We start from the raw sequence: 26,097 nt of genomic DNA on the forward strand, positions 1-26,097 counted from the left end.
GTTGGTAGACTTGAGCTATTTAAAAGAGATTATCGATATTCGTACTGTAGGTTTTGCTCACTTTTTCGCTCATCGATTTCAACTGCTGGATCATGCTGGTTAATTTGCGTGCGTAGTTAGGGTCGGTCGCGTAACCGGCATTCTGCAGCGCCTGCGCGCCCTGTTCGGCGGTCGCGGCGGCGGTTACCGCCGCGTAGCGCGGATTACGGGATATCAGACCGACGTAATCCGACAGCGCCTCAAGATAAGAGCTGTAGACGCGGAAGCGGGCTTTCACCTTTTTCGCCTCACCGTTTTCATATTCGGTAGTGGTGATTTCGGTGGTTGGACCTTTCCAGCTTCCCGAAGCCTTCACGCCAAAAATGTTAAAGCTCGGTTCGCCGTTTTCACGGCGAATCTGTCGCTGGCCCCAACCGGATTCCAGCGCCGCCTGCGCCAGAATCAGATGGTGCGGAACACCGCTTTGCTGGCTGGCCAGTTTTGCCGGTAGCGAGAGCTGGGCAAGGAAATCTTTACTGTCACCTGATAACGGTTCTTCATTGCTGTCTGTCGCCCGGGGAATCGCTTTGCGGACCAGTTGCGTCAGCGCCTGATTTTGATAGCTGGTCACCGTTTCCAGTGAGAACTTCATTGGCACCTGCGGCGCGTCATCCGCAGGTTGCGCCTGCCCTTCGGTCATCTGCTTAACCATCATCTCAGCCAGCCCCAGACCTTTACCTGCGGTCATCTGCTGCGCAATTTGCTGGTCATACATGCTGGTATACAAACGCGTCGAGTCGCTGCTAAACACGCCATCTTTTGTCAACGCTTCACGCATGCTTTTCAGCATCATTTGCACGAACATCCCTTCAACCTGGCGGGCAACCGGGCGGATATTCGCCGCCGGGTCCTGACCCGCTTTCGCTTTCAGTTCGTTCAGTGATTGCGCATCCCAGGCGGCGCTGGTCAGCAATTTGGTATCACCAATCATCAGATGATTTCCAGTTTGGCGCGCAGACAACCCGCACTTTGCATGGATTGCAGGATAGACATCAGATCCATCGGTGTTGCCCCCAGCGCATTCAATGCACGTACGACATTGTTCAGGTTGGCGCTGGAGCGCACGCTCTGCAACGAACCACCGCTCTGACGCAGATCGATCTGCGTTTGCGGCGTCACTACAGTTTGTCCACCGCCAAACGGCGTATCCGGCTGGCTAACATTCGCCTGGCGGTTAACTGTGATCGACAGGTTACCTTGCGCCACAGCACAACTGTCCAGCGTCACTTCGCGGTTCATGACCACCGATCCCGTACGCGAGTTAATAATCACTTTCGCGTCCTGCGGCGTGACGTTCACCTCCATATTCTGAATGTCGGCGAGGAAGCGCACCTGCGAACTGTTGCCGCTTGGCACCCGCACCTGGATTGTCCGGGCATCCAGCGCCGTTGCGCTGCCAAAACCGCGCGAGCGATTAATAGTGTCGGTAATTTGCTGTGCCATCGTGAAATCTTCATTATTCAGCTGCAAATTAATGGTGTTACCGCCGCCGAACTGGCTGGGTAATTCACGTTCGATGGTCGCGCCGTTGGTAATACGTCCACCATTGAGCTGGTTTACCTGCACGCTACTGCCACCCGCAGCCGCGCCTGCACCGCCAACCAGAATATTCCCCTGCGCCAACGCATAGACCTGGCTATCGACCCCTTTCAGCGGAGTCATCAGCAGCGTTCCGCCGCGCAGGCTTTTAGCGTTCCCCATGGAAGAGACGACCACGTCAATAGTTTGCCCTTGACGACCAAAGGCCGGGAACTGCGCAGTGACCATGACCGCTGCCACGTTTTTCAGTTGCATATTGGTGCCAGTGGGCACGGTGATCCCCAACTGCGACAGCATGTTGTTGAGCGTTTGTGTCGTAAATGGCGTCTGTGTAGTCTGGTCACCTGTGCCATCCAGTCCGACCACCAGCCCATAACCAATCAGCGAGTTTTCCCGCACGCCCTGCACGCTGGTCAGGTCACGAATACGGTCGGCATACGCGAAGGCGGTTACCAGCACCAGTACCATTCCAACAAAAGATTTAAACACAGGGTACCTCGCTTACATCGGCGACAAGTTAAGGAAGAAACGCTGCAACCAGCCCATATTTTGCGCTTCATTTATGTAGCCGTTGCCGACGTACTCAATCCGCGCATCCGCAACCTGAGTTGACGGTACGGAGTTACTGCCACTGATAGTGCGAGGGTTAACCACCCCGGAGAAGCGAATGAATTCAGTGCCCTGATTAATGGCGATCTGTTTTTCACCCACGACATGTAAGTTGCCATTCACCAGTACCTGATCGACCGTTACGGTCAGCGTACCGCTGAAGGTATTTCTGGCGTTCGCGCCGCCTTTACCGTTAAAGGAGTTACCGCCTGACGCTTCTACGTCGGCACGTTCGTTACCGAACAATCCTTGCAAATAGCGCGGGACAGTATCAAAACCAAAGTTGGTTTTGCCGTCACGGCTGGCGTTAGCCGAAGAGCTTTTGCTCGCGCTGACGTTTTCCTGCAATACGATGGTTAACGTATCGCCAATATTGCGCGGGCGGCGGTCTTCGAATAGCGGCTGATAGCCGTAGTTAATCGGCTGCGCCGACTGGAAGATTGAGCCATTTGCCACCGGCGTTGGACCAGGAACGGGCTGGGCGGTCGTCGCGCCTTGCACGAGGGGCGTGGCCGGGATCCAGGCGCATCCTGTCAGTGAAACCACCAACAGGGCTAAAATTGGGTATGGGTGAAGCGCGTATTTTCGCATTGCCGTCATCTTCAAAATCAGTGTGCCGGTGAGGTTTGCACCTCACCGGACCACACTTTAGAGTTGCGTCAGTTTTTGCAGCATCTGATCGGTGGTCGATACCGCTTTACTGTTGATTTCATAAGCGCGCTGAACCTGGATCATGTTTACCAACTCTTCCGCCACGTTGACGTTAGAGGTTTCAACATATCCCTGATACAGCAGACCCGCGCCGTTCAGCCCCGGCGTGCTCTCGTTCGGCGCACCGGATGACTGCGTTTCGGTGTACAGATTCTCACCAATGCTTTCCAGGCCGGTATCGTTCATAAAAGTAGTCAGGTTAAGCTGCCCTACCTGAACCGGTGCAGCCTGCCCCTGCTGGGTCACGCTGACAATCCCGTCGCGTCCAATAGTGATACTGAGCGAGTTAGCCGGAATGGTGATGGCCGGTTGCACCTGAAAACCACCCGCGGTCACCAGTTGACCGTTTTGATCCACCTGGAAAGAACCGTCACGGGTATAGGCTGACGTGCCATCTGGCAGCATGACCTGGAAAAAGCCCTGGCCTTTAATCGCCACATCTTTACTGTTGTTGGTCTGCGACAGGTTACCCTGACTGTGTAAACGTTCGGTAGCAACCGGACGCACACCGGTACCAATCTGCAAACCAGACGGCAGCGTGGTTTGTTCAGAAGACTGCGCGCCAGGCTGGCGAATCGTCTGATACAACAGATCTTCAAATACCGCACGTTGGCGCTTAAATCCGTTGGTGCTGACGTTTGCCAGGTTGTTGGCAATCACATCCATGTTGGTTTGCTGCGCATCCAGGCCGGTTTTGGCGATCCATAATGAATTGATCATAAAATGTCCTGTATTAACTCATCGACAGCAGTTGGTTGGCGCGGCCCGCGTTATCATCCACGCTACTGATAATCTTCATTTGCATTTCGAAACGGCGGGCGTTAGCGATCATGTCACTCATCGCGGCAACCGGCTTGACGTTACTGCCTTCCAGCACGCCCGACATGACACGAATGCCAGGATCGGCCTGTAACGTCGCACCACGAGTAGCCTGTGCGGCCTGGGTCAGACGGAACATACCGTCATCGCCACGTTGCACTTCACTCCCCGTCGCCTTCACTAACTTCAGTCGCCCAACTGGCGCTACGGTATTCGCCGGATCGCCAGGGTTTAGCGCCGAAATCGTTCCGTCAGCCGCAATGGTGACTTCTGAACCTTCCGGTACGGCTATCGGTCCGGCTTCGCCAATCACCGGGTGTCCCTGAATGGTCAGTTCACCCGTAGGGCTTACCTGAATGGCACCATTACGGGTATAACCTTCGCTGCCGTCTGCGGTCTGCACAGCCAACCAGCCATCCTGTTGCAGCGCCACGTCTAATGGACGTGAGGTATAGTCCATCTGGCCCGGCGTCATATCGGCCCCCGGCGTGGAGGCCACCACCAGCGTACGCGTCGGCAAAGACAATCCTTCTACGGGGACCGCGCGTAGCGCATTGAGCTGCGCGCGAAAACCCGGCGTGGAGGCATTTGCCAGGTTGCTGGCCGTCACCGCCTGTTGATTCAGCGTCTGACTGGCTGCGCCCATGGCGGTATATATTGCGTGATCCATTAAGCCATCCCGTCAGGCGCTTAGCGCAAGTTGACCAGCGTGTTGAGGATCTGATCCTGGGTTTTGATGGTCTGCGCGTTTGACTGATAGTTACGCTGGGCGACGATCATATTCACCAGTTCTTTACTTAAATCCACGTTTGACGCTTCCAGCGCACCGTTGGTCAGCTTGCCGAAGTTTCCTTCGCCTGCGGTACCCAGCAGCGCCACGCCAGAGGCCTGAGTAGCGGCCCAGACGTTATCGCCCTGAGAAGCCAGACCTTCGTTGTTGGCAAAGTTTGCCAGCACGATCTGCCCCAGCACCTGTTGTTGTTCATTGGAGTAGTTACCGACCACGGTACCGTCATTGTTAATCTGGTAGCTCACCAGATCACCCGGCTTGTAGCCATTCTGATTCGTGGCAACGATGTTGTTGGCACCGGTGTTCTGCTGCATGGAGTTCAGGAAGCTCAGAGAGAAAGTTGCAGCATCTGCACCGTTAATCTGCCCGGTGGTGATGTTGATACCCGTTCCTGCTGGCGCCCCGGTTGCAGTGGCGCTAATCCCTAAAAACACACCGTTTTCATTAAAGCGCATAAACCCGGCTGATTGTGCAGCGCCTCCGGTTGAAGCATCCTGCGTGTGAACTTCCCAGGTATTGCTCTGCGCATTTTTGACATAAAAAATATTCATGTCATGGGCATTACCCTGACTATCGAAAACGGTAACGGTGCCTTTCTTGTTGTAGGAATCCGCATCGTTTGGATTGAACGGGGTTTTCGTTGGCACTTTGTCAGTGGAGTTCAGGTTGATCTGCATTGACGCGGTCGTGGTGGTTTTAGCCGCCATCAGCGTATTGGGGATAGTGATCGGTGCCGGGTTAGCCCCTTGCTGGATCGTTGGCGGTGTGCCGGTAGCCGGATAACCCGTCAGCTGCAGCCCCTGCATGTTGACGATATTGCGGTTTTCATCGAGCTTGAACTGACCGTTACGGCTGTAGAAAACGGAACCGTTGCTGTCTACCATGCGGAAAAAACCGTTCTGGCTGATAGCAACATCCAGCCCACGTCCGGTGTTGGTGGTGGTGCCGTCGGTAAAGTCCTGGGTAATACCCGCCACTTTAACGCCCAGACCCACTTTAGAACCGGCAAACATATCAGCAAAAGATGCCGTACCGGATTTAAAACCGTAGGTGGCGGAGTTGGCGATGTTGTTACCAATGACATCGAGGTTGGTCGCTGCAGCGTTCAGACCGCTGACCGCTTGTGAAAAGGCCATGACTTACTCCTGATAAGTGTGGTGGCTTAAATTATCTGCCGTACTTCGTCGAGGGTGGTGGTTCCATAGGTGCCCAGATCCAGCGTATTTCCGCCGTTACTGCGAATAACGCCCTGCACCAGCGCAAACTGAAGCGGCTGTGCCACCAGTTGCGTTCCGCCATTGCTTGCAGCAATTGACACGTTGTAAGAACCGCTTGGCGCATCCGTGCCATCGGTCATGGTGCCATCCCAGGTAAAGGTATGAACGCCTGCTTTCAACCCACCAATATCAATGGTACGTACCACCTTGCCGTCTTTATCGGTAATGGTTGCCGTTACCTTATCTGCCGGTTGCTGCAGTTCAACGCCAAACGGCGTGGTGGTGGTTTTTGCCCCCTCTTCCGAACCTTTACCGGTCAGGATGGTGGTGCCCGGGATCATGACGCCGTGACCAATCAACGTACTAGCCTGCAGCGACTGACTGTTGTCGATCTGCCCGGAGATCGACCCCAACGTGGTGTTCAGTTTTTCAATACCGCTCACGGTACTGATTTGCGCCAGTTGGGTAGTCAGTTCGTTGTTTTGCAACGGATTGGTGGGATCCTGGTTTTTCAGCTGTGCAACCAGCAGCGTAAGAAAGCTGCTTTGCAGATCGGCTGCGTTGCTGCCTGTCAGCGAATTCTTCCCCGTAGCATCATTAACACCCGTCGTGCTCGGGTCATTCATTTTTACAGCAATAGACATGTGCGCCTCCTTTACTGGCCTAGCGTCAGCGTTTTGAGCATCAAGCTTTTCACGGTGTTAAGCACTTCGACGTTTGCCTGGTAGCTGCGCGAGGCTGACATGGTATTGACCATTTCACCGACAACATCCACATTTGGCATTTTTACGTAGCCGTTCGCGTCTGCCAGCGGATTACCGGGTTCATAAACCAGCTTATCCGGCGCCTGGCTTTCAATAACGTCAGCAACTTTCACACCGCCGGTTGCCGCGCCTGGTGCTGCATCAACCTGAAAAACAACCTGCTTCGCGCGATACGGCTGACCGTCAGGTCCGGTGACGCTATCCGCATTCGCCATGTTGCTGGCCGCTACGTTCAGGCGCTTAGACTGAGCCGTTAGCGCAGAGCCTGCGATATCAAAAATATTTAACAGCGCCACGAATTAGTTTCCTCCCTGCAGCACGTTCATCATGCCTTTGATTTGTCCACCCAGCGCGGTCAGCCCCATTTGATATTTGAGGCTGTTGTCTGCAAATTGCGTACGCTCCCGGTCCATATCCACCGTGTTGCCATCAAGTGACGGCTGGTCAGGAATCCGGTAGAGCAGCTCCGTAGAAGGCGCAGAAAGGGCCTGGGCCGGAATGTGTTGTGCAGAGGTCAGCGTCAATGAAACGCCGCCGGTTTCTTCCCGTCCTCGCACCATGACTTTTTTTAACTCACTGGCGAAATCCAGGTCGCGCGCCTGATACCCCGGCGTGTCGGCATTGGCTATGTTGGCCGCCAACACTTCCTGGCGTTGGGCGCGCAAATTCAGCGCTTCCTGTTGAAAACGTAAGGCGGCATCGAGCTTATCGAGCATATCTCCTCCGCAAATGACAATATTCAGCCGACAGCTTAAATCCCATTACGCGCGCGTTATCGCCGGAATAAACGCAAAATGCGTCGCTATTTATTGCGTTGATGACTGCGTCACACAGGTAAAATCCTTCCACTACCTGAAAAAGCGCGAGGTTTTGATGCAAACGTTTAAACGTGGAATAGTCGTGGCAGCACTGCTGTTCAGCCCTGTGACGCTGGCGCAAGACCTGAATTCACAGCTGACGGCATGGTTTTCCCAGCGTCTGGCCGGATTTAGCGATGAGGTGGTCGTCACTATTCGAACGTCACCTAACTTACTGCCGAGCTGTGATCAACCGGCATTAAGCGTGTCTGGCAACGCAAAACTGTGGGGTAATGTGAACGTGCTGGCGCGCTGCGCTAACGAAAAACGCTATCTGCAGGTGAACGTGCAGGCCACGGGAAACTACGTTGTTGTCGCCGCGCCCGTAGCCCGAGGTAGCGCCCTGACGCCGGCCAGCGTAGCGCTGAAACGTGGTCGGTTAGACCAGCTACCGCCCCGCGCCGTGTTGGATATAAATCAGGTGCAGGATGCCGTAAGCCTGCGCGATCTGGTTCCAGGTCAGCCGATACAGCTTTCGATGTTGCGCCAGGCATGGCGGATCAAGGCCGGTCAGCGCGTTCTGGTTATCGCCAACGGAGATGGTTTTCGGGTTAATGCCGAAGGTAAAGCGCTGAACAATGCCGCCGTTGCACAGAATGCGCGAGTGCGGATGGTTTCAGGCCAGGTGGTGAGCGGTGTCGTCGATTCTGATGGGAATATTCTTATTAACCTATAATAAGTTAAAGATTTTTTAGCGTGTGCCGATAGATAATCAACCAATGAATACAGCGGGCCGCTATAGCGTAACCCCTCGATGAGGATAAACAAAATGAGCATTGATCGTACCTCACCATTGAAGCCAGTCAGTACCGTTCAGCCCCGCGAAACCAGCGATGCGCCGGTACAAAAAACGCGGAAGGAAAAAACCACCGCGACCACCAGCACCAGCGTCATGCTGAGCGACGCTCAGGCTAAACTGATGCAGCCCGGCACCAATGACATCAATATGGAACGCGTAGAAGCACTGAAAACCGCGATCCGTAACGGTGAGCTGAAAATGGACACCGGAAAAATTGCCGACTCGCTGATCCGCGAGGCGCAGAGCTACTTACAGAGTAAATAAAGTATGACTCGCTTGTCAGAAATACTTGACCAGATGACGACCGTGCTCAATGACCTGAAAACGGTAATGGATGCTGAACAGCAGCAGCTTTCCGCAGGCCATATCAATGGCAGCCAGCTACAGCGTATTACAGAAGAAAAAAGCTCTTTGCTGGCGACCCTTGATTATCTGGAGCAACAGCGTCGTCAGGAGCATGACGCCACGCGCAGCGCCAATGATGAAATTGTCGAGCGCTGGAAGACCATTACCATGAAAACACAGCACTTACGCGACCTCAACCAGCACAATGGCTGGCTGCTGGAAGGGCAGATCGAGCGTAATCAACAGGCGATCCAAGTGCTGAAACCGCACCAGGAACCGGCGCTGTACGGCGCAAACGGTCAAACCTCTGCTGCACACCGCGGCGGAAAAAAATTCTCTATTTGATGCAAGCCTGATAACACTTTTGCTTATCAGGCCTACGCGTTCTGTAGGCCGGATACGGCGTCATACCGCCATCCGGCATTGAACTGATCTGTTACGCCGTCCGGCGCACAAACTCTTTCACTTTAAAGCCCAGCACGGCGAGCGCAGCAAAGTAAGCGGCAATACCCGCCACCACGACGGCCATCAGACGCAACAGACGCCATAACATCGTCCCCTGTGACCAGTCCGGCATGATGTAAAGCATCCCAACCAGCGCCGCCGACATCACCAGCACAGAAATTACCAGTCGCGTCAGGAACCAGGTCCAACCCGGTTGGGGAGTAAAGATATTCTGCTTACGCAACTGCCAGTACAGCAATGACGCGTTCAGACACGCCGCCAGACCAATCGACAGCGACAGCCCGGCATGCTTCAGCGGCCCGATAAATGCCAGGTTCATTACCTGGGTCATAATCAGCGTTACAATGGCAATCTTTACCGGCGTTTTAATATCCTGGCGCGAATAGAAACCTGGAGCCAACACTTTCACCACGATTAAGCCAATCAAACCCACCGAGTACGCCACCAGCGCACGCTGGGTCATAGCAGCATCAAAGGCGGTAAATTTACCGTACTGGAACAGAGAAACTGTCAGCGGTTTAGCCAGAATACCCAACGCTACGGCGCTCGGTAATGCCAGCAGAAAACACAAACGCAGGCCCCAGTCCATCAAACGGCAATACTCGTCATGATTACCACTGGAAAAGCTTTTGGACAGCGATGGCAACAGGATAGTCCCCAATGCTACGCCGAGTACGCCCGACGGAAACTCCATCAGACGGTCGGCATAGTACATCCATGAAACTGAGCCGGAGGCCAGAAACGAGGCGAAAATCGTATTGATGATCAGAGAAATTTGGCTGACAGATACCCCAAGGATCGCCGGGCCCATTTGCTTGACGACACGCATCGCCCCTGCATCGTGGAAGTTCACACGAGGAAGAACAAGCATGCCAATTTTCTTCAGATGCGGAAGCTGATAAACCAGCTGTAACACGCCACCAACGGTAACGGCCCATGCCAGCGCCAGCACCGGTGGATGAAAATATGGGGCTGCAAACAGCGCGAAGCCGATCATGCTGATATTCAGAAACGTGGGCGCAAACGCCGGAATGGAAAAGCGATTCCAGGTGTTCAGGATTGCCCCGACCAGCGAGGCCAGTGAGATCAGCAAAATATACGGAAAGGTGATCCGCAGCAGTTGAGTGGTCAGCGCAAATTTATCCGCCGTGTCGGCAAAACCGGGCGCGGTGACTAAAATCACCCACGGCGCAGCCAGCATCCCGGCAACCGTCACCACTGCCAGCGCCAGGGTCAACAGCCCGGAAACGTAAGCGACAAAGACGCGGGTCGCATCTTCTCCCTGCTTACTTTTATATTCGGCCAGAATAGGCACAAATGCCTGCGAAAAAGCACCTTCGGCAAAGATTCGGCGCAGCAGGTTAGGAAGTTTGAATGCCACAAAAAAGGCATCTGTCGCCATCCCTGCGCCAAAGATTCTGGCGACAATCGCATCACGCGCAAAACCCAGTACGCGTGAAAACATCGTCATCGAGCTGACGGCTGCCAGCGACTTTAATAAATTCATCTATGTTGTATTCCAGACTCTGAGGCAAAGCCCCGCATAATCAGCCCGTTTACCGGATAAGACATAAGCGCCACTATCCGGTAATCTCGCAGTGCCTGCTGGCAACGCTTTTGCGTCTTATCAAGCCAACAAATCAGCCAGGGGTTGAAAAGAGGTGTTATTTTTGAGTTGGCATATAGTACCTGGATTACATTGAATTACTACCGCCAGATGTTACAGGGGGTTATTCCGCCATCGCTTCTCGCCACAGCATTTCGACAACGCGCTGGGCCATTAGCGCCTGTTCGCCTGCCGTCTGCGGAACAGTCTGATTTTGCACGCACTCAATAAAATGACGTGCGCATCCGGCAAAACCACGCTGTTCCAGGGTGGTTTGCCAGCCAGCTACTGGCTTGTGCACCACGCCTTGCCCACGTTCTTCCCGCCATTCACGCATATCCGTAACGTCAATCAGGCCACCGTCCGTCACCGCCTGAACGATCTCGCGCTGGCTACCAGCACGACGATGCATACTGGTGGTTATCTGCATTTGTCCGACAGAAAAATGGTGCTCAGCATAGAGCATCGCACCGGATTCATTGGTTAATAGCGTACCGTTATTTAACTGCGCCGTCCCTCCAGCCAGCCATAATGCGGTATCGACCACGTGCAGATAGTCGTCCAGCAGAGTGAAGCGCAGATCGTGCGGACCGACGCTGTCCGTACGGTGCTTATCCATGCGCACGGACGTCGCCTGACTCAACTGAGCTTTGAGATCCTGATACAGCGGTGCAAACCGGCGATTAAACCCTACCATCAGCGTCAATTTTTTTCGCTCGGCCAGTTCCACCAGTTGTTCAGCCTCACGCAGGCTTTCAGCCAGCGGTTTATCTACGCACACATGAACACCAGCATTCAGCAGTTCGCTTACCACCGCAAAGTGCGTCGCGGTGCTGGAATGCACGAAAACCGCATCACAGGTTTGCGCCAGATTCACCAGTGAATCAACATAAGGGATCCGCCAGGTATCACAGATACGCTGCGCTTTTTCCCGCGAAGGTGAAAATGCCCCTTCCAACGTCCAGTCTGCACTGGTGCCCAGCACAGGCAGCCAGGCCTTTTGTGCTATCCCGCCGAGACCGACAACGCCGACACGTAATTTATTCACATTAATCTCCCAGATGCGCAAGCAAGGAATCAAGCCGCTGCTTTAGCTCCGCGACTTCGGTTTCCAGCGCCTCAACCCGTGCCAGCAGATCACCCGAGGCTGCCGGGAGTTCATCTGCCGAGGCGATCGCCTCATCAACCTCACCGCAAAACAAGTGCATATAACGGCTTTCACGTTTACCCGGCTCACGCGCCAGGCGAATCACATAAGGACCATCTTCCCGGGTCGCTAGTTTCTCCAGCGTTGACTCCACTTCGGCCATATCGCTGAATTCATACATACGAGATGCACGGCTACGCAGTTCGCCTGGCGTCTGAGCACCGCGCAGCAACAACGTGGTAATCAGCGCGACTTCTCCCGCGCTGAGCTTAAGATTGCCGAACTCAGAGTTGCAAAAACGCTGCTCATATTTCGTGACGCGATTGCCAAAGCCGCTCACCGTGCGCAGAAAATGCCGTTTTACCAGGTTATCAAGCTGATCCTGCACTTCCGATTCCGACAGGTTCATCACCGGTTCACGATTCGTTTTTTGATTACAGGCGGTTACGACGCCATTAACGGAGAGTGGGTACTGTTCGGGTGTGGTGACTTGTTTTTCTAATAAACAGCCGATCACTCGCGCTTCGGTGGCGGTTAATTCGTATTTCATCGTCTTCTCCATTAATCGTGGCTGCATCTGAAAGTTAGCGGCCAGGGGTCCATTCTGATGTGGTTAATGCCGTCAGCACGTGATCACGCCACTGCCCGTCAATCAGCAGGTAGTCTTTGGCATAGCCTTCTTTTTCAAAACCCAGTCGCGCCAACAGATCACCGCTGCGCTTATTATGTGGCATGTAATTCGCCATGATGCGGTGAATATGCTGCGATCGCTGCATATAGCGGATGGCTGAGGTTAAGGCTTCATACATCAATCCCTGCCCCTGCCACTTCTGCCCAATAGAGTACCCGAGATAACAGGCGTGAAAAGACCCCCGCACCACGTTCGAGAAGTTCGCGACGCCGATAATCTCTTTTTCTTCCGGATCGAGCAGCGCAAAATAATAAGCAGTGCCCTGTTTATGAAACTCAGAGATCATACCGAGACGCGCCTGCCAGCCGGACGGATAACAGTGGCTTTCATCGCGAATAGGTTCCCAGGGTTTTAAGAAATGACGATTTTCTGCGTAATAATCTGCCAGACGCCAGGCATCACGCTCATGCACTAAACGCACGACCAGGCGGTCCGTGGTTAAGCGCACTTTTGGCACGTTACTGCGATAGCCAAACATTCTATACCTACTCCTTCCCGTAACGTCTTCAATACGCTATTCGCATTACTATACCTGTGCAAATACACCCTGTGAAAAGAGCAAAATGCCATTTTTTGAATTATTCACACATTTTGATGAAAACTCTCTATCAAGACGGACTTTTGATAAAAAAATATTGTCCCGCGAAGGGTGGGAAAAGCGATGACGACACCGCAGAATAGGAGGTGCTTATCTTTTAAACTCTATCCAGAGTGACGAGTTTTTCCCTGGAGGGGAAATGTCGCAAGTCTCGCAGGCAAGGAACCTGGGTAAATACTTCCTTCTCATCGATAATATGCTGGTCGTGCTGGGTTTTTTCGTCGTTTTCCCGCTGATCTCAATTCGTTTCGTCGACCAGATGGGCTGGGCTGCGGTGATGGTCGGTATCGCACTTGGATTACGCCAATTTATCCAGCAGGGATTGGGTATTTTTGGCGGTGCTATTGCCGACCGTTTTGGCGCCAAGCCGATGATCGTCACCGGCATGCTGATGCGCGCTGCCGGGTTCGCCACCATGGGTATTGCCCATGAACCGTGGCTACTGTGGTTTTCCTGCTTCCTCTCTGGGCTGGGCGGCACCCTCTTCGACCCTCCCCGCTCGGCGCTGGTAGTCAAGCTGATCCGCCCGGAAAAGCGCGGGCGCTTTTTCTCTATTCTGATGATGCAGGATAGCGCCGGAGCCGTAGTCGGCGCGTTGCTCGGCAGTTGGTTGTTGCAATACGATTTCCGCCTGGTTTGCGCCGTAGGCGCGATTTTGTTCGTTCTGTGCGCGGCGTTTAACGCGTGGTTGCTTCCGGCATGGAAGCTCTCGACAGTGAAAATTCCGGTGCGTGAAGGAATGAGCCACGTGATGCATGACAAACGCTTTGTCACCTACGTGCTGACGCTGGCGGGCTATTACATGCTGGCCGTACAAGTGATGTTGATGCTGCCTATCATGGTGAACGACATCGCTGGCTCACCGGCCGCCGTGAAATGGATGTATGCCATCGAGGCGTGTCTCTCTTTAACGCTGTTGTACCCAATTGCCCGCTGGAGTGAAAAACGCTTCCGCCTTGAGCACCGTCTGATGGCTGGTCTGTTGGTGATGTCACTAAGCATGATGCCGATCGGGCTGGTCGGGAATCTGCAGCAGTTGTTCACTCTGATTTGCACGTTCTATATTGGCTCGATCATCGCCGAACCGGCGCGTGAAACCCTCAGCGCTTCGTTGGCGAATGCCCGGGCCCGCGGAAGCTACATGGGATTCAGCCGACTGGGGCTCGCCATCGGCGGCGCAATTGGCTATATCGGCGGCGGCTGGCTGTTTGATATGGGTAAAGCGCTGGCGCAGCCTGAACTGCCCTGGATGATGCTCGGTATCATCGGCTTCATCACGTTCCTCGCGTTGGGCTGGCAATTCAGTCTCAAACGCCCAACCCGCGGTATGCTGGAGCCAGACGCCTGATAACCGAACCAGCGTCCAGACGTTTTTCAGTTTTTTCTGCTGGCGTCCGGGGCGCTGGTACTCGATGATGCTTTGTGTCACGATTACGCCACATGCATCATGTTGAGGAACCCCATGAAAAAGTTTTTTTTTGCCGCTGCACTGATTGTCGGCGGCCTGTTGGTTGGTTGTAATCAACTCACGCAATACACGGTTAGCGAGCAAGAAATTAATCAAGCCCTGGCAAAGCATAATAACTTTTCAAAAGACATCGGTTTGCCCGGCGTTGCTGAAGCACATATCGTACTGAATAATCTCGCCAGCCAGATTGGCCGTGAAGAGCCTAACAAAGTAACCCTGACCGGCGACGCAAACCTGGATATGAACTCCCTGTTTGGCAGTCAGAAAGCGACCATGAAGCTAAAGCTCAAAGCCTTACCGGTTTTCAATAAAGAAAAAGGCGCGATTTATCTGCAAGAGATGGAGGTCGTGGACGCCACCGTCACGCCGGAAAAAATGCAGTCGGTACTGCAAACGCTGATGCCTTATTTAAATCAATCGCTGCGTAACTATTTCAACCAGCAGCCAGCGTACATTCTGAAGGAAGACAGCAGCCAGGGTGAAGCGCTGGCGAAAAAACTGGCGAAAGGTATTGAGGTCAAACCGGGCGAAATCATCATCCCGTTCACCGACTAATAAAACTGAGGGCGCTGATGCGCCCTTTTTTTCGATATTACATTTATTCTGCAAGTAAAGTAATCGTGTGACCATCAAGTACGATCTTCCGGGCATCATCAGGATCGAACGCATCGCGTTTCACGATTAGCCGCCAGTTTCCCTTCTCCCTATCCGGATCGCGAAACAACGCGAATATCCGCCGGTTGAGCGGGTACCCAATCCAACGCCTGCGCAATATTCTCTGCCAGCGTTTCAGTAAAACTTTCCTCTACCCGTTGTAGTACTGCTTGTGGTGTCAGAATATGTTGGGTCAGGCGATTCCCCAGCAGCAGCGCAATAGCTGCTTCTCCAGTCCCTTCAGGCTTATCGGGATCAACCTGTAACGCAATAATGAGTAGCACTGTCTCTTCGCGGATTCGATCATCCAGCCAGTTGTCGACCACGCTCACTCCATGCCCGATAACAGGCTCCAGGCATTGACGTATATCGTAGTTTTCCCATGCGTTACCCCAGAGAGAATGCAACCGCTGGGCGGGTAATGACGTATTCACTTCAAACAGCAGAGCGACCGGGTGATTCTCCGGTAGTTGCTTAAGATGGCGTGCAATTCCTGCGACTAATCTGTTAAAAATTTGCTGAATCAGGTCATCTCGCGTCATTCCGCTCTGGATTGGCAGCCTACTTAGACGATAACTGTTATTGCCGTGCCATGAAGGCTGCATATGCAAGATTTGTTTATTCTGGGTCAACGCCCCCACTGATGAGATATTCGTCTGTTCAGGCTCGTTATGCGCGGTGATAAATGTACTGTGTAATATCTGTAACGCGCGCCGCCCACGTCGAACTTCACTTAACAACAGTTCTTCCCTTCGTTTATTCCAGGCGTTAGCCTGAATTAATGCCGGAAGATAAATCATCATGCGCAACCAGATTGCGGTTAGCCAAACGATAAATGGCAGCACGACCGCTATTATCCAGAACGCCGGTGCGTCAAATGACATTCCGGTAAAATAGCCCCAACCGAAGCCAGGAATCAGTAATCCCGCAAGGCTTTTGAACCAACGGCTACCGATCGGAAAATCGGGTTTCTGAGCCGCAGGAGGGATCAGCTTTAATTTAACGGGCATGATTTATAATCGCTAAAGGGAAACGGGAACGGCAAAATACGGTAAAAACGGGCTTACAGTTTGGCGTCACTCACGGCGCCGTGCGGGATTCAGTGTCCATCTCTTCCGGCCAGTGAATATGTCCCCACTGCTGGGGATGCTCCACAAACCGCGCTTCCTCTGGTACCGGCTGGTACTGCATATAGCGGCAGCAGTAGCACCACAACTCGCGCAATGCTTCCGGGTCTCCCACCGTCCACGTCAGCGCAAAGCGTTCCCGGCCCCGGTTGGTCCCCGGCTGGCACACCGCGCCGTGCAGCTGATAACCCTGGTTATAACGTCCGGCCTCAAAGGTGATTTCTCCGCGCACTTCATCCCAGTGAAACACGCGGATCTCCACCGGCCATTCTGTCCACGGGTTCCAGCTGCTGCGCCGGTGTTCATAAATATAGATTTTCTGCCGTTTCCGGTTTAAACGCACAGGGGTACCACGGGGCGTGTGATAGGTCATTCTGATTAAAAGTTTAAAAAAAGAGAGGAAAAAGACTACACCCATCATTGAGACTAGAAAAATTCTTATATCCCACCAAAATAATATAGGGCTAATTGAAAAGAAAAAAATAAACGGCACTAAGAGAAAGGCAAAAGTATCACCTCCGCTCCATGAAATCTGATTTTCATAACGGGGAATTTCCAGCCAGATGTCATTCTTTTCATTCAGCCAGATAGCATTGGGCTCCACACCATGCTCCAGCCACTGAACCGGCAGATCCGCCTGCCATCTTTCCGCCTGCGGGCTCAGCACGGAGCGGCGATAGAAAGGGTTTCCAGGATGTTCTCCTGGCATAGTATCAGCGCTCTGGCACTGTTTAGTTGTTCCGCCGGAGGATACTGAGGCGCGACGCTGCGCTTTATTCCCTGATTTCTGATTAGCCATACCTCACCCCTTGATATTAACCGTTAATGACAGGACATCTTGCGGATTGTATTTATTTTTCCAGTAGGCACGGGTTTCACCCGCCCCTGGATAAGAGCCTGCGCGTCAAACTCTGCGCACCAGACGCCCCATGGTTGCATAACGCCTATCCGGGAAATACCTTCATCATCGAGGGAGTTAAGCAACGTTTGCTGCTGGAAGTACTGGGGAGAAAGGAGGATTCCTTTTGTCCACAACGGACGACAGATCTTCATAGCACCTCCTGTGCATTCGCGTTTCAATTCGGGCATAACGTAAATTAATACTTAAGCCAAAATTATTTGTTATGTAATTAATTATTATCATGTATATAATTACGTTTGATAATAAAAAATTTTACGAACAACAACAAGAGCAAGAGGCACTAAACACAGCCGTTATTTCTATCTGGTACCGAGACTTTTTTACGTGCAAACGAAAACGTTTCCGCTTATCCTTTGTTTCCGGCAAAAAAGACTATCCTCAGCCGGAGCATATTGATGACTGCACCATCCCAGGTTTTAAAGATCCGCCGCCCAGACGACTGGCATCTTCACTTTCGCGACGGCGACATGTTAAAAACTGTCGTGCCCTATACCAGTGAAGTCTATGGTCGCGCCATTGTGATGCCGAACCTGGCTCCGCCCGTCACCACGGTTGACGCGGCTATCGCTTACCGCCAGCGCATTCTGGACGCGGTACCTGTCGGACACGATTTCACGCCATTAATGACCTGCTACTTAACGGATACGCTGGACCCCAACGAGCTGGAACGTGGATTTAACGAGGGCGTTTTCACCGCCGCAAAACTCTATCCGGCCAATGCCACCACCAACTCAACGCATGGCGTAACCTCTGTTGATGCCATCATGCCTGTGCTGGAACGGATGGAAAAATTAGGTATGCCGCTGCTGGTGCATGGTGAAGTGACGCATGCGGATATCGATATTTTCGATCGTGAAGCGCGTTTTATTGAAACGGTGATGGAACCGCTGCGTCAGCGTTTGACTGCGCTGAAAGTGGTGTTTGAACATATCACCACTAAAGATGCTGCCGAATACGTGCGGGACGGTAACGAGCTTCTGGCGGCGACCATTACGCCACAGCATCTGATGTTTAACCGCAACCACATGCTGGTCGGCGGGATTCGCCCGCACCTGTACTGTCTGCCAATCCTTAAACGTAACGTCCATCAACAGGCGCTGCGTGAACTGGTCGCCAGCGGATTTAGCCGTGCGTTCCTTGGTACCGACTCAGCGCCGCATGCGCGTCATCGTAAAGAATCCAGTTGCGGCTGTGCCGGGTGTTTTAACGCCCCGACCGCGCTGGGCAGCTATGCCACCGTGTTTGAAGAGATGAACGCGCTGGCGCATTTCGAAGCCTTCTGCTCACTCAATGGCCCGCAGTTCTACGGCTTACCGGTGAACGAGAGCTTTATTGAGCTGGAACGCCTCGAACACCGGGTTCCGGAGAGCATTGCGCTGAAAGACGATACGCTGGTGCCTTTCCTGGGTGGCGAAACGGTACGCTGGTCAGTAAAAAGCTAAAAAAAGTGTAGCCAATTGCTGCGGATAGCTGTATAAATAAACAGTATATTCCACAGGGGGCTACTATGCGTATTGAAGTCACTATTGCTAAAACTTCACCTTTACCTGCCGGTGCAATTGACGCGCTGGCGGGCGAACTCTCCCGTCGTATTCATCATCATTTTCCGGATAACGAAGGTAATGTTACCGTCCGTTATGCTGGCGCAAACAATCTGTCGGTCATTGGCGCGACAAAAGAGGACAAAGAACGCATCAGCGAGATCCTGCAGGAGACATGGGAAAGCGCAGATGACTGGTTCATCAACGAATAAATAATGATATGCAGTGATGTTTTTTTGCCGGGTCGCCCCGGCTTTTTTATACGCACTATCTTTTAATCAATCGCGCATTCCTTACAACGAACTTTTAATTTAATAATTAATTCCTGGTCATATTTTAACCACAACACCAAAATAATTGTGCAACATGCTAAAAAAAAATGAATAACATGTTGGTTTCTTAGTCAGAAAACGCTGAAAACAAAAAATTTATGCACTGCCCTCTTTAAATTTTCAATGAATACCCTTATTTATTGATATACTGAAGTTGCTTCAGAAAAAACGCATTGAACCTCGAAAACCGTTGTCTAGTAACACGAATTAGGGGGCATGATGGAAAAGAATAATGAAGTCATTCAGACTCATCCACTTGTAGGATGGGACATCAGCACTGTTGATAGCTATGATGCGCTGATGCTGCGTTTGCACTACCAGACCCCGAATCGCCCGGACCCGGATGGGACTGAAGTTGGTCAAACGCTCTGGTTAACCACTGATGTTGCCAGGCAATTTATTTCGATATTAGAAGCAGGAATCGCTAAAATTGAATCCGGCGATTACCAGGTAAATGAGTATCAGCGACATTAAACCTGATACATCCAACCATCAAAAGGCACCTTATCGGTGCCTTTCTTATTTCCAGGTTGAATATTCCGGGTCAGTTATTTACTCTGCTATACCTGTCATACTTCAAGTTGCATGTGCGTTGACTTTCCTCGCTCACCCCAGTCACGTACTTATGTACGCTCCCGGGGATTCGCTGTGTCGCCGCCTTCCTGCAACTCGAATTATTTAAGGTATACTATCGCGATTGCAGAGAGAAGCGGATGAAATACGACTTAATCATTATTGGCAGCGGTTCCGTGGGTGCCGCAGCCGGATACTATGCCACTCGCGCCGGTCTGAAGGTACTGATGATCGATGCGCATATGCCCCCGCATCAGCAGGGCAGCCACCACGGCGACACTCGATTAATTCGTCATGCTTATGGCGAAGGTGAAAAATACGTTCCGCTGGTGCTGCGTGCGCAAACATTATGGGATGAACTGTCCACCCAAAATGAAGAGCCAATTTTTGTTCGCTCCGGTGTTATCAATCTCGGTCCGGCAGATTCCACCTTCTTAGCAACCGCGGCGCAAAGTGCAAAACAGTGGCAACTCAATGTTGAACAACTGGATGCAGAAGCCATCATGGCTCGCTGGCCAGAGATTCGCGTACCTGAAAACTATATTGGCCTGTTTGAAGCCGAGTCAGGTTTTTTACGCAGTGAATTAGCGATTAAAACCTGGATCCGCCTGGCAGAAGAAGCCGGTTGTGCGCAGCTATTTAAATGCCCGGTCAGCGCAATTCACCACAGTGATGATGGCGTGACGGTAGAAACCGCCGACGGTGACTATCACGCGCAAAAAGCGGTGATTTGCGCCGGAACCTGGGTGCAGGCATTGGTGCCTGAACTACCAATACAACCGGTACGTAAAGTGTTCGCCTGGTATCAGGCTGATGGGCGCTACAGCGTTAAGAATAACTTCCCTGCTTTCACCGGCGAACTGCCAAATGGCGATCAATACTACGGTTTCCCGGCAGAAAACGATGAGCTAAAAATTGGTAAGCACAATGGCGGACAGGTAATTCATTCTGCAGATGAACGTAAGCCGTTTGCCGCTGTCGCCAGCGACGGTTCTGAAGCCTTCCCATTCCTGCGCACAATTCTGCCAGGCGTTGGCTGCTGCCTGCACGGTGCGTCCTGCACCTATGATAACTCACCGGATGAAGACTTCATTATTGATACTCTACCGGAGCATGACAACACGCTGATCGTTACCGGACTAAGCGGACATGGCTTTAAGTTTGCCTCCGTACTGGGAGAGATTGCGGCAGACTTCGCCCAGAATAAACCGTCTGACTTTGACCTGACTCCCTTCAGGTTGAGCCGCTTTAAGCGATAATAAATGGATGGCCTCGTTGATGAGGCCATTTTTAATGACAGGAATAACGTTGATGCGTCGCATCTTTCACTATCTGGTTAATAATATTCGCGAGCACCTTATGCTCTACATTATTTTATGGTCGCTGCTGGCAATCATGGATGTGATATATATTATGTTTTTTTAATCTTGTTGCGCTGACAATAATTGACACAAACTGATATTAACTTAAAATTCATTGCAATTAACTGAATAATGGAAACAACTCCAACCCCGTCAAATTAAGCCTTAACTTCCGCCACCCTCTGATTCCTTGATGATTACTTAATAATTCAATCAATTTTATTGAATTAAAAATAAATATCATCATCATTGTTATTTATTAGTTGCATTAATGTCTTTTCCGCGCCATTTTCATTCACTTCTGAAATATCTAATGGTGTGATTATGCAATTCAATAATAGTCCTCAGCGCTATGGCGTGGTGTCTGCCGCATTACACTGGCTGATTGCGATTGCTGTATATGGCATGTTTGCGCTGGGCTTGTGGATGGTCACACTCAGCTATTACGACGGCTGGTATCACCAGGCCCCAGAACTGCATAAAAGCATCGGCGTTCTGCTCATGTTAGGGCTGGTTATTCGCGTTGTCTGGCGGTGGATCTCACCACCGCCTCCTGCGTTGGCAAACTATTCCCGTTTTACTCGCATCGCTGCGGCTCTGGGTCACCTCGCGCTATACACCTTGCTGTTTTCTATTGTCATTAGCGGGTATTTGATTTCCACCGCTGATGGCAAAGCGATAAGCGTATTTGGCTGGTTCGATATTCCTGCGACCCTTGCTAATGCGGGCGCTCAGGCCGACCTCGCCGGTAGCCTGCATCTGTGGCTTGCGTGGAGCGTAGTGATTTTATCGCTTCTGCACGGCGTGATGGCGCTGAAACATCACTTTATCGATAACGACGATACCCTCAATCGCATGTTGGGAAAATCGTCATCTGACTATGGAGCTTAAAATGAAAAAAAACCTGCTGGGACTTACACTCGCCTCTCTGTTATTCACCACCGGGTCGGCCGTGGCGGCAGATTACAAAATTGACAAAGAAGGACAGCATGCCTTTGTTAATTTCCGTATTCAGCATCTGGGTTACAGTTGGCTGTACGGCACATTTAAAGATTTCGACGGTACGTTTACCTTTGATGAGAAAAACCCCGCAGCCGATAAGGTAAACGTGACCATCAACACCAATAGCGTTGACACCAATCACGCCGAACGCGATAAGCATCTGCGCAGCGCAGACTTCCTTAACGTTGCTAAATTCCCGCAAGCGACCTTTAACTCCACCAGCGTGAAAAAAGAAGGAAACGACCTTGATATCACGGGTAATCTGACCCTGAACGGCGTTACCAAGCCCGTTACGCTGGACGCAAAACTAATTGGTCAGGGCGGCGATCCGTGGGGCGGCACGCGCGCTGGTTTTGAAGCACAAGGGAAAATTAAGTTAAAAGACTTCAACATCACCACCGATCTCGGCCCCGCGTCTCAGGAGGTCGATCTGATCATCTCAGTGGAAGGTGTGCAACAGAAGTAACGTGTGAATGGCCGGATGGGGCTCAAGCCACCATCCGGCATAGCGACTATTGCGCAGGATCCGGAATCCCCAGTTTGGTATTCAGGCGACCGCGTGACTTATTAAAGATTTTGTTGCCATTTTCACGCCCCGCGCGACGACGGCGTTGCTCCTCTTCCGGCAACTCACTCTCTTCGCAACACTGCTCGCTACAGCAGCCTTTAAACTTCTGCGCACAGGACGGACACTGGATAAACAGCAGATGGCAGCCGTCATTTTTGCAATTTGTATGGCTGTCGCAGGCGGTTCCACACTGATGGCAATGCGCAATAACATCTTCAGAGATCCTTTCGCCCATCCGCTCGTCAAAAACAAAGTTTTTACCCACGAAGCGCACCGGAAGTCCCTGTTCTCGCGCCTTGCGGGCATATTCAATAATACCGCCTTCAATGTGCCAGACTTTACTAAATCCATTGTGTTTCATCCAGGCACTGGCCTTCTCACAACGTATGCCGCCCGTGCAGTACATAACGATTTTTTTATCTTTATGCTCCTGCATCATTTCAACCGCTTTCGGTAACTGATCGCGGAACGTGTCTGCCGGGATCTCCAGCGCATTCTCGAAATGGCCCACCTCATATTCATAGTGATTACGCATATCAATCAATACCGCGTCAGGATCGTCCAGCATGGCATTCACTTCCGCCGCCTTCAGGTAATCACCCACGTTGCTGGCATCAAAGTTCGGATCGTCAATCCCATCCGCCACAATGCGTTCGCGCACTTTCATACGTAGCACCCAGAAAGATTTCCCGTCATCATCCAGCGCGATATTCAGACGTAATCCGTTTAATGCGGGGTCAAACGCATACAGTTGCTGGCGGAGTGCCTCGACATTGCTTTGCGGCACGCTGATTTGCGCGTTGATGCCTTCATGGGCAAGATACACGCGCCCAAAGACGTTCAACGCAGTGAACATCTGGTACAACGCATCTCGTGTGAGTTGAGGATCATTGATCGTGAAATATTTATAGAACGAGATGGTTGTACGCGGCTCAGTCTCGGCCAGCATTTTGGCTTTAAGAGCATCGTTTGAAATGCGGTTGTGTAACACTGGCATGGTGTACGTATCCTGCAAAAAGGGAGAAAATGAAAATCGGCGGCATAATAAAGCAAACATCGCCAATTTACATCCACACATTTTACGCTACATTTCTTACTCCATTATAAAATCGCAACAACAATTGCTGATTTAATCACCATTCTCCCGTCGCAAATTTTTGATACGCGCGAAAAAATGCGACAATACAGGGAATTGGTCGTTTGAAGACAGGATAGACATGACGAATTTACCCAAGTTTTCGGCTGCGTTACTGCATCCACGTTATTGGTTAACCTGGCTGGGCATTGGCATCCTTTGGTTAATCGTGCAGTTACCCTACCCGATTCTTTATAAGTTAGGCTGCGCATTAGGTCGACTGGCGTTACGTTTGATGAAACGTCGGGCTAAAATTGTTTCCCGTAATCTTGAACTGTGCTTTCCACAGATGGGCGAACATGAACGCCAGCAGATGGTCGTCAGGAACTTCGAGTCTGTGGGCATGGGCGTGATGGAAACTGGAATGGCCTGGTTTTGGTCCGACAAGCGCATTTCACGCTGGACAGAAGTTATCGGGATGGAACATATCCGCGACGTTCAGGCGCAAAAGCGGGGAATTTTGTTAGTGGGCCTGCACTTTTTGACTCTGGAACTGGGTGCGCGCCAGTTTGGCTTGCAGGAGCCGGGGATCGGCGTGTATCGCCCTAACGACAACCCGCTGCTCGACTGGCTACAAACCTGGGGGCGTATGCGCTCGAATAAATCAATGCTCGATCGTAAAGACCTGAAAGGAATGATTAAAGCGTTGAAAAAAGGCGAAGTGGTTTGGTATGCGCCGGATCATGACTACGGTCCTCGCGCCAGCGTGTTTGTCCCGCTTTTTGCTGTTGAGCAGGCCGCAACAACCTCCGGAACATGGATGCTGTCACGCATGTCGAACGCCTGCCTGGTACCGTTTGTTCCTCGCCGCAAGCCGGACGGCAAAGGATATCAATTGATTATGCTGCCTGCGGAGTGTTCACCACCGTTAGACGACGCGGAAACAACGGCGGCGTGGATGAATAAGATCGTTGAACAATGCATCATGATGGCGCCAGAGCAGTATATGTGGCTGCACCGACGCTTCAAGACGCGTCCCGAAGGCTCCCCTTCCCTGTACTAAAGCACTGTTGCAGTCCACTGGACTGCAACCCCTTTCCTACCCACTTTAGGTTTAACTGCTATCCGCATTGCAGCAACTATCTACCAGGCGCATAATTAGCCTGCTTACTTATATTCAATCGATAGCGCAAACAGCGCGCCACACTGCGGAACGCTATGTCACCCACAGAAGCTCCCATAAACTGGAAACGTAACCTCACCGTTGCCTGGCTGGGTTGTTTTTTAACCGGCGCAGCATTTAGCCTGGTTATGCCCTTTTTACCCCTCTATGTCGAGAGTCTCGGCGTCACAGGTCATAGCGCCCTGAACATGTGGTCAGGCCTGGTCTTCAGCATCACTTTTCTCTTTTCCGCCATCGCCTCTCCTTTCTGGGGTGGTCTTGCCGATCGCAAAGGGCGAAAAATCATGCTGCTGCGTTCCGCGTTGGGCATGGCTATTGTGATGCTGCTGATGGGCCTGGCGCAAAATATCTGGCAGTTCTTGATCCTGCGAGCACTATTGGGGCTACTCGGCGGTTTCATTCCCAACGCCAATGCACTGATCGCCACCCAGGTTCCGCGCAATAAAAGCGGATGGGCGCTGGGAACGTTATCAACCGGTGGCGTCAGCGGCGCACTCCTCGGACCGCTGGCAGGAGGCTTACTTGCCGACCAGTATGGGCTACGCCCCGTTTTCTTTATTACCGCCAGCGTGCTGCTACTCTGCTTTATTCTGACGTTATTTTTTATTCGCGAGCATTTCCAGCCGGTGAGCAAGAAAGAAATGCTGCACATTCGCGAAGTTGTAGCCTCGTTAAAGAATCCCAAACTGGTGCTGAGCCTGTTTGTTACAACGCTGATAATCCAGGTAGCAACCGGCTCCATCGCGCCAATTCTGACGTTGTACGTTCGGGAACTGGCTGGCAACGTCAGTAATATCGCTTTTATCAGCGGCATGATTGCCTCTGTACCTGGTGTAGCTGCGTTAATTAGCGCTCCAAGGCTTGGCAAACTCGGTGACCGAATTGGCCCAGAGAAGATCCTGATTGTTGCTTTGGTCATTTCCGTGCTGCTGCTTATTCCAATGTCGTTTGTACAATCGCCCTGGCAACTTGGCGTGTTGCGCTTTTTATTGGGTGCAGCCGACGGGGCTCTGCTCCCGGCGGTACAAACGCTGCTGGTCTATAACTCGACCAATCAGATCGCCGGGCGTATTTTCAGTTATAACCAGTCATTTCGTGATATCGGCAACGTAACGGGGCCGTTAATGGGGGCGGCAATATCCGCCAACTATGGTTTTCGCGCCGTGTTCTGCGTGACCGCGGGCATCGTGCTGTTTAACGCTCTCTACTCGTGGAATAGCCTGCGCCGTCGCCGAAGCGCTGAGGCCGCGGGATGAATTTCGTGTATTCATACTTGCAATATCGCAGAATCAACT

The 26,097-nt window shown here is 52.0% G+C and carries 31 protein-coding genes; 14 read left to right on the plus strand and 17 right to left on the minus strand.

What is annotated here, in order from left to right:
* Positions 1-19: 19 nt before the first annotated feature.
* From flgJ to flgB, 9 genes are read right to left on the minus strand one after another with little or no spacing between them, the layout of a single operon-like run.
* Complete coding sequence (flgJ, locus tag OGY15_RS15890) at positions 20-970, minus strand: flagellar assembly peptidoglycan hydrolase FlgJ (protein ID WP_286540025.1); 951 nt, start codon at positions 968-970, stop codon at positions 20-22.
* Complete coding sequence (locus OGY15_RS15895) at positions 970-2,046, minus strand: flagellar basal body P-ring protein FlgI (RefSeq protein WP_151219696.1); 1,077 nt, start codon at positions 2,044-2,046, stop codon at positions 970-972. The genes flgJ and OGY15_RS15895 overlap by 1 nt, the downstream gene beginning before the upstream one ends.
* Positions 2,047-2,079: 33 nt before the next feature.
* Positions 2,080-2,778 (minus strand): flagellar basal body L-ring protein FlgH, encoded by a 699-nt coding sequence (gene flgH, locus OGY15_RS15900; protein ID WP_003836756.1) that lies wholly within the window; start codon positions 2,776-2,778, stop codon positions 2,080-2,082.
* Positions 2,779-2,835: 57 nt separating this feature from the next.
* Entirely contained in the window at positions 2,836-3,618 is a 783-nt protein-coding gene (flgG, locus tag OGY15_RS15905) for a flagellar basal-body rod protein FlgG (protein WP_005129045.1), read from the minus strand.
* 13 nt (positions 3,619-3,631) lie between these two features.
* Positions 3,632-4,387, minus strand: coding sequence for a flagellar basal body rod protein FlgF (locus OGY15_RS15910; RefSeq protein ID WP_151219686.1), 756 nt, complete (start codon positions 4,385-4,387; stop codon positions 3,632-3,634).
* 20 nt (positions 4,388-4,407) lie between these two features.
* Positions 4,408-5,643 carry a flagellar hook protein FlgE gene (gene flgE / locus OGY15_RS15915; protein ID WP_151219685.1) on the minus strand — a complete coding sequence of 412 codons (1,236 nt, stop codon included), beginning with the start codon at positions 5,641-5,643 and terminating at the stop codon, positions 4,408-4,410.
* Positions 5,644-5,669: 26 nt separating this feature from the next.
* On the minus strand, positions 5,670-6,368 hold the full coding sequence (gene flgD / locus OGY15_RS15920; RefSeq protein WP_151219684.1) for a flagellar hook assembly protein FlgD: 699 nt from the start codon (positions 6,366-6,368) through the stop codon (positions 5,670-5,672).
* 11 nt (positions 6,369-6,379) lie between these two features.
* The gene (flgC, locus tag OGY15_RS15925; RefSeq protein WP_006685091.1) at positions 6,380-6,784 is read right to left on the minus strand and encodes a flagellar basal body rod protein FlgC; all 405 of its coding nucleotides are present in this window, start codon (positions 6,782-6,784) and stop codon (positions 6,380-6,382) included.
* A gap of 3 nt (positions 6,785-6,787) precedes the next feature.
* Entirely contained in the window at positions 6,788-7,204 is a 417-nt protein-coding gene (gene flgB / locus OGY15_RS15930; RefSeq protein ID WP_187252647.1) for a flagellar basal body rod protein FlgB, read from the minus strand.
* 157 nt (positions 7,205-7,361) lie between these two features.
* On the opposite strand from flgB, the gene flgA reads away from it, so the two are divergent.
* The 3 genes from flgA (at position 7,362) to flgN (ending at position 8,834) form a co-directional block, all read left to right on the plus strand.
* Positions 7,362-8,021, plus strand: coding sequence for a flagellar basal body P-ring formation chaperone FlgA (gene flgA / locus OGY15_RS15935; RefSeq protein ID WP_252838154.1), 660 nt, complete (start codon positions 7,362-7,364; stop codon positions 8,019-8,021).
* Between the two features lie 93 nt (positions 8,022-8,114).
* Positions 8,115-8,408 carry a flagellar biosynthesis anti-sigma factor FlgM gene (flgM, locus tag OGY15_RS15940; protein ID WP_016152624.1) on the plus strand — a complete coding sequence of 98 codons (294 nt, stop codon included), beginning with the start codon at positions 8,115-8,117 and terminating at the stop codon, positions 8,406-8,408.
* A gap of 3 nt (positions 8,409-8,411) precedes the next feature.
* A complete protein-coding gene (flgN, locus tag OGY15_RS15945; protein WP_187252649.1) occupies positions 8,412-8,834 on the plus strand; it encodes a flagella biosynthesis chaperone FlgN in 423 nt (140 codons plus the stop codon).
* Positions 8,835-8,925: 91 nt separating this feature from the next.
* Here the strand turns inward: flgN and murJ are convergent, their stop codons facing one another.
* From murJ to rimJ, 4 genes are all read right to left on the minus strand, one after another.
* Complete coding sequence (murJ, locus tag OGY15_RS15950; RefSeq protein ID WP_151219682.1) at positions 8,926-10,461, minus strand: murein biosynthesis integral membrane protein MurJ; 1,536 nt, start codon at positions 10,459-10,461, stop codon at positions 8,926-8,928.
* A gap of 223 nt (positions 10,462-10,684) precedes the next feature.
* Entirely contained in the window at positions 10,685-11,608 is a 924-nt protein-coding gene (locus tag OGY15_RS15955) for a Gfo/Idh/MocA family protein (protein ID WP_210904955.1), read from the minus strand.
* Position 11,609: 1 nt separating this feature from the next.
* Complete coding sequence (locus tag OGY15_RS15960; protein ID WP_151219680.1) at positions 11,610-12,257, minus strand: YceH family protein; 648 nt, start codon at positions 12,255-12,257, stop codon at positions 11,610-11,612.
* A gap of 34 nt (positions 12,258-12,291) precedes the next feature.
* Positions 12,292-12,876 carry a ribosomal protein S5-alanine N-acetyltransferase gene (gene rimJ, locus OGY15_RS15965; RefSeq protein WP_151219679.1) on the minus strand — a complete coding sequence of 195 codons (585 nt, stop codon included), beginning with the start codon at positions 12,874-12,876 and terminating at the stop codon, positions 12,292-12,294.
* 259 nt (positions 12,877-13,135) lie between these two features.
* On the opposite strand from rimJ, the gene mdtH reads away from it, so the two are divergent.
* Complete coding sequence (mdtH, locus tag OGY15_RS15970; protein WP_151225235.1) at positions 13,136-14,344, plus strand: multidrug efflux MFS transporter MdtH; 1,209 nt, start codon at positions 13,136-13,138, stop codon at positions 14,342-14,344.
* A gap of 114 nt (positions 14,345-14,458) precedes the next feature.
* Positions 14,459-15,019: a lipoprotein gene (locus OGY15_RS15975; protein WP_187252652.1), complete on the plus strand. Its 561-nt coding sequence runs from the start codon at positions 14,459-14,461 to the stop codon at positions 15,017-15,019.
* Positions 15,020-15,168: 149 nt separating this feature from the next.
* On the opposite strand, the gene OGY15_RS15980 is transcribed toward OGY15_RS15975, so the two are convergent.
* From OGY15_RS15980 to OGY15_RS15990, 3 genes are all read right to left on the minus strand, one after another.
* The gene (locus OGY15_RS15980; RefSeq protein ID WP_286540033.1) at positions 15,169-16,128 is read right to left on the minus strand and encodes a KPHS_23130 family T6SS system protein; all 960 of its coding nucleotides are present in this window, start codon (positions 16,126-16,128) and stop codon (positions 15,169-15,171) included.
* Between the two features lie 70 nt (positions 16,129-16,198).
* Positions 16,199-17,044: a DUF6708 domain-containing protein gene (locus OGY15_RS15985; protein ID WP_286540035.1), complete on the minus strand. Its 846-nt coding sequence runs from the start codon at positions 17,042-17,044 to the stop codon at positions 16,199-16,201.
* A gap of 23 nt (positions 17,045-17,067) precedes the next feature.
* Positions 17,068-17,298, minus strand: a complete 231-nt coding sequence (locus OGY15_RS15990) for a hypothetical protein (RefSeq protein ID WP_286540038.1) — start codon at positions 17,296-17,298, stop codon at positions 17,068-17,070.
* Positions 17,299-17,562: 264 nt separating this feature from the next.
* On the opposite strand from OGY15_RS15990, the gene pyrC reads away from it, so the two are divergent.
* The 7 genes from pyrC (at position 17,563) to OGY15_RS16025 (ending at position 22,442) form a co-directional block, all read left to right on the plus strand.
* A complete protein-coding gene (pyrC, locus tag OGY15_RS15995; RefSeq protein WP_151219672.1) occupies positions 17,563-18,609 on the plus strand; it encodes a dihydroorotase in 1,047 nt (348 codons plus the stop codon).
* Between the two features lie 65 nt (positions 18,610-18,674).
* Positions 18,675-18,920 (plus strand): DNA damage-inducible protein I, encoded by a 246-nt coding sequence (dinI, locus tag OGY15_RS16000; RefSeq protein WP_006685106.1) that lies wholly within the window; start codon positions 18,675-18,677, stop codon positions 18,918-18,920.
* Between the two features lie 339 nt (positions 18,921-19,259).
* Positions 19,260-19,514 carry a biofilm formation regulator BssS gene (bssS, locus tag OGY15_RS16005; protein ID WP_003036154.1) on the plus strand — a complete coding sequence of 85 codons (255 nt, stop codon included), beginning with the start codon at positions 19,260-19,262 and terminating at the stop codon, positions 19,512-19,514.
* Between the two features lie 239 nt (positions 19,515-19,753).
* Complete coding sequence (gene solA, locus OGY15_RS16010) at positions 19,754-20,872, plus strand: N-methyl-L-tryptophan oxidase (protein ID WP_151225224.1); 1,119 nt, start codon at positions 19,754-19,756, stop codon at positions 20,870-20,872.
* 52 nt (positions 20,873-20,924) lie between these two features.
* Entirely contained in the window at positions 20,925-21,038 is a 114-nt protein-coding gene (locus OGY15_RS16015) for a YceO family protein (RefSeq protein WP_003036148.1), read from the plus strand.
* A 260-nt stretch (positions 21,039-21,298) separates the two neighbouring features.
* Positions 21,299-21,865, plus strand: coding sequence for a cytochrome b (locus OGY15_RS16020; protein WP_151219670.1), 567 nt, complete (start codon positions 21,299-21,301; stop codon positions 21,863-21,865).
* A gap of 1 nt (position 21,866) precedes the next feature.
* Positions 21,867-22,442, plus strand: a complete 576-nt coding sequence (locus tag OGY15_RS16025) for a YceI family protein (protein WP_151219669.1) — start codon at positions 21,867-21,869, stop codon at positions 22,440-22,442.
* Positions 22,443-22,488: 46 nt separating this feature from the next.
* On the opposite strand, the gene trhO is transcribed toward OGY15_RS16025, so the two are convergent.
* Positions 22,489-23,541, minus strand: a complete 1,053-nt coding sequence (trhO, locus tag OGY15_RS16030) for an oxygen-dependent tRNA uridine(34) hydroxylase TrhO (protein WP_286540042.1) — start codon at positions 23,539-23,541, stop codon at positions 22,489-22,491.
* Positions 23,542-23,761: 220 nt separating this feature from the next.
* On the opposite strand from trhO, the gene OGY15_RS16035 reads away from it, so the two are divergent.
* Positions 23,762-24,682, plus strand: coding sequence for a Kdo(2)-lipid IV(A) acyltransferase (locus OGY15_RS16035; RefSeq protein WP_151219668.1), 921 nt, complete (start codon positions 23,762-23,764; stop codon positions 24,680-24,682).
* Between the two features lie 155 nt (positions 24,683-24,837).
* The gene (gene mdtG / locus OGY15_RS16040) at positions 24,838-26,058 is read left to right on the plus strand and encodes a multidrug efflux MFS transporter MdtG (RefSeq protein WP_187252659.1); all 1,221 of its coding nucleotides are present in this window, start codon (positions 24,838-24,840) and stop codon (positions 26,056-26,058) included.
* The last annotated feature ends 39 nt before the right edge of the window (positions 26,059-26,097 follow it).

This window comes from Citrobacter sp. Cu231, assembly GCF_030332265.1.
In the GTDB taxonomy this organism is placed as follows: domain Bacteria; phylum Pseudomonadota; class Gammaproteobacteria; order Enterobacterales; family Enterobacteriaceae; genus Citrobacter; species Citrobacter meridianamericanus.